The 3,511-nt window shown below is 67.1% G+C and carries 5 protein-coding genes; 1 reads left to right on the top strand and 4 read right to left on the bottom strand.

All coding sequences use genetic code 11. The features are described 5' to 3' along the window. The 4 genes from proB to rplU form a co-directional block, all read right to left on the bottom strand. The coding region (gene proB / locus JNK68_07710; protein ID MBL8540243.1) for a glutamate 5-kinase at nt 1–749 on the bottom strand (749 nt) is incomplete at its 3' end. A 9-nt stretch (nt 750–758) separates the two neighbouring features. Further along, on the bottom strand, nt 759–1,835 hold the full coding sequence (gene obgE / locus JNK68_07705; protein ID MBL8540242.1) for a GTPase ObgE: 1,077 nt from the start codon (nt 1,833–1,835) through the stop codon (nt 759–761). Nucleotides 1,836–1,900: 65 nt separating this feature from the next. Then, complete coding sequence (rpmA, locus tag JNK68_07700; GenBank protein MBL8540241.1) at nt 1,901–2,158, bottom strand: 50S ribosomal protein L27; 258 nt, start codon at nt 2,156–2,158, stop codon at nt 1,901–1,903. A gap of 20 nt (nt 2,159–2,178) precedes the next feature. Next, entirely contained in the window at nt 2,179–2,490 is a 312-nt protein-coding gene (gene rplU, locus JNK68_07695) for a 50S ribosomal protein L21 (protein MBL8540240.1), read from the bottom strand. 208 nt (nt 2,491–2,698) lie between these two features. On the opposite strand from rplU, the gene JNK68_07690 reads away from it, so the two are divergent. Further along, nucleotides 2,699–3,511, top strand: an 813-nt coding sequence (locus tag JNK68_07690; protein ID MBL8540239.1) for a polyprenyl synthetase family protein, incomplete at its 3' end; no start/stop codon positions are given.

Raw genomic sequence — 3,511 nt, 5'->3', positions numbered from 1 at the left:
ATCAGGCGCACCAGCACGTCAGGTTCGCGCCCGGAGACGATCACCGTGTGCGCACCGCTGCGTGAGGCGCGCTTGGCGGCGATCACCTTGGTCAGCATGCCGCCGCGGCCGATGTCACTGCCGGCGCTGCCGGCCATGCGTTCGAGCGCCGGGTCGCCCGCGGTGGCGTGGCGGACGAGCTCCGCCCGCGGATCCTTCCGCGGATCCGCCGTGAAGAGGCCCGCCTGATCGGTGAGGATGACCAGCGCGCCGGCCTCCACGAGATTGGTGACGAGTGCGGCGAGCGTATCGTTGTCGCCGAAGCGGATCTCGTCGGTGACGACGGTGTCGTTCTCGTTGATGACCGGGATGACGCCGAGTGCCAGCAGCGTGCGCAGCGTGGTGCGCGCATTCAGATAGCGCTTGCGATCGGCGAGGTCGTCGTGCGTGAGCAGCACCTGCGAAGTCACGAGCCGGTGTTTCGCGAAGCAGGACTCGTACGCCTGCACGAGCCCCATCTGGCCGACCGCCGCCGCCGCCTGCAGTTCGTGCACGGCGCGCGGACGCTTGCGCCAGCCGAGCCGCTGCATGCCCTCGGCGATGGCGCCGCTCGAGACGAGGATCACCTCGCGCCCGCGCTGGCGCAGCGCCGCCACCTGTTCCGCCCAGCCGGCCAGGGCGGCGTGGTCGAGGCCCTGCCCGTCGTTGGTCACGAGGCTGCTGCCGACCTTGATCACCAGTCGGCCCGCCGTTGCGAGTACCGATGCCATCACCGCGACTCAACCATCACCGGATTCGCGCACGGCATCATTGCTCTCGTGCGCGTCTTCGTCAATCTGCGGCGGGCGATGCGCGTCCAGGAAATCCATGACCGCGAAGCATAGCGCGCGACAACCCTCACCCGTGAGGGCCGAGATCTCGAATACCGGCGTCGGCTGATCGAAGCGTTCCAGCAATGCCTTCACGTGCAGCGCGCGCTCGTCCTCCGGCACGAGATCGAGCTTGTTCAAGACCAGCCACCGCGGCTTTCTGAACAGGGATTCGTCGTGCCGCTGCAACTCCCGGACGATGGCTGCGGCGTCGCGCACCGGGTCGGCGCCGGGGTCGAAGGGAGCGATGTCGACGATGTGCAGCAACAGGCGCGTGCGCGCCAGGTGCCGCAGGAACTGGTGCCCGAGTCCGGCGCCATCGGCCGCACCTTCGATCAGTCCGGGAATGTCGGCGACGACGAAGCTGCGCCGCTCGTCCACGCGCACCACGCCGAGATTCGGGTGCAGCGTGGTGAACGGATAGTCCGCGACCTTGGGCCGCGCCGCCGACACCGCGCGGATGAAACTCGATTTCCCGGCATTGGGCAGGCCCAGCAGGCCGACATCGGCCAGTACACGCAGCTCCAGCGCGAGGCGCCGCGCCTGCCCGGCTTCACCCGGCGTGCATTGCCGGGGCGCGCGATTCGTGCTCGACTTGAAATGCACATTGCCAAGCCCGCCCTGCCCGCCGCGGGCGAGCAGCGTCCGTTGCCCGTCGCGGCAGAGATCGGCGACGATCTCGCCGGTATCCGCATCCCTGACCACGGTGCCGACGGGCATCGTGAGAACGATGTCGTCCCCGCTGCGGCCGGTGCACTCGGAGCCCATGCCGTTCTGGCCGTTCCTTGCGCGATGCAACCGGGCGAAACGGTATTCGATCAGGGTGTTGACGTTACGGTCCGCGAGCGCAAAGACGCTGCCACCGCGTCCGCCGTCCCCGCCGTTCGGGCCGCCGCGCGGGACGTATTTCTCGCGGCGAAAGCTGACGACCCCGTCGCCGCCCTTGCCGGCGTGCACTTCAATGGTTGCCTCGTCGACGAACTTCATGGTTTGGCTTCCGGAATGAAAAAGGCCCTATCGCGGACGATAGGGCCTCCTCTGACCGGTGCGCTCTACGCCGGGACGATGCTCACCACCTTGCGACTCGCCGGCCCTTTCACGGAGAAGCGGACCTGCCCGTCGACCTTCGCGAAGAGCGTATGGTCGCGACCGATGCCGACGTTCTCGCCGGGATGCACCTGCGTCCCGCGCTGGCGGATGATGATGCTGCCGGCCCTGATCGTTTCGCCGCCGAAGCGCTTGACGCCCAGCCGCTTGGACTGCGAGTCGCGGCCGTTGCGAGAGCTGCCACCTGCTTTCTTGTGTGCCATGATCGGTTTCCCCGTGCGACCTAGACGGTGATCGCTTCGATGCGGATTTCGGTGTAGCTTTGCCGATGACCCTGAGACTTCCGGTAATGCTTCCGGCGACGCATCTTGAAGATGGTGACCTTGTCGTGGCGACCGTGAGACACCACTGTCGCACGCACCGAAGCGCCCGAAACGAGCGGTGTGCCCAGCGCAACATCGGCGCCCTGGCCGACCGCCAGCACCTGGTCGAGGACGATCTCGCTGCCGACCTCGCCCGCGAGCTTCTCGACCTTGAGCTGATCCCCGCTCGCCACCCGATACTGCTTGCCACCGGTTTTGATGACCGCGAACATTTCGACCCCGCGAATGACTCTTTCGAAAAGCCGCGTAGTATAGCGCGGCCCAATGCCCGGCTCAACCTCGGTTGGCGACCACGAGTGTGGCGTCGGCCTTCCGGGTTCCGCTTGACCCGATCCGGCGCGCTCCCTACCATCCAGCCTTTTTCTTCGGGCTCGCGTCGTGTCCCCACTTGAAGCGATTCGCGCCGCCGTCGCCGAAGACATGCGCGCGGTGGACGAGTCCATTCGCCATCATCTGCGCTCCGAGGTCGTCCTCATCCGGCAGGTGGCGGAATACATCGTGCAAAGCGGCGGCAAGCGGCTGCGGCCGGCGCTGCTCTGCCTTTCGGCACGCGCCCACAGCTATCAGGGGCCGCATCATCACGCGCTGGCGGCGGTCGTCGAGTTCATTCACACGGCAACCCTGCTGCACGATGACGTGGTCGATGCCTCCGAGATGCGGCGCGGTCGCGCAACCGCGAATGCCCTCTTCGGCAACGAGGCGAGCGTGCTCGTGGGGGACTTCCTGTACTCCCGTTCGTTTCAGATGATGACCTCGGTGCGCAACATGCGCGTGCTCGAAGTTCTCGCGGACGCCACCAACGTCATCGCGGAAGGCGAGGTGCTGCAGCTCCTCAACTGCCACAACCCCGAGATCGACGAGGATGGCTACCTGCGCGTCATCCGCTACAAGACGGCGAAGCTGTTCGAGGCGGCCTCGCGCATCGGGGCCATACTCGGCGGCGTCGAAGGCGCGCAGGAAGACGCTGCCGCGCGTTACGGCATGCACCTGGGCACCGCCTTCCAGTTGATCGACGACGTGCTCGACTACTCCGGCGACCTCGTTACCACCGGCAAGAATCTGGGCGACGACCTGGCCGAGGGCAAGCCGACGCTGCCGCTCATTCGCGCGATGGCGTGCGGCACGCCACAGCAATCGGCGCTGATCCGCGCCGCGATCGAAAGCGGGGGTTCGGGCGAGTTCGGGCCGGTGGCGGAAGTCATCCGCGATACCGGGGCTCTCGATTACGCGCGT

The organism is Betaproteobacteria bacterium (assembly GCA_016791345.1).
GTDB lineage: Bacteria > Pseudomonadota > Gammaproteobacteria > Burkholderiales > JAEUMW01 > JAEUMW01.
This window is presented reverse-complemented; position numbering and strand designations above follow the sequence as displayed.

Coding starts and splice junctions, on each gene's coding strand:
- obgE (MBL8540242.1), bottom strand. CDS start 1,835: ATGAAGTTCGTCGACGAGGCAACCATTGAAGTGCACGCCGGCAAGGGC.
- rpmA (MBL8540241.1), bottom strand. CDS start 2,158: ATGGCACACAAGAAAGCAGGTGGCAGCTCTCGCAACGGCCGCGACTCG.
- rplU (MBL8540240.1), bottom strand. CDS start 2,490: ATGTTCGCGGTCATCAAAACCGGTGGCAAGCAGTATCGGGTGGCGAGC.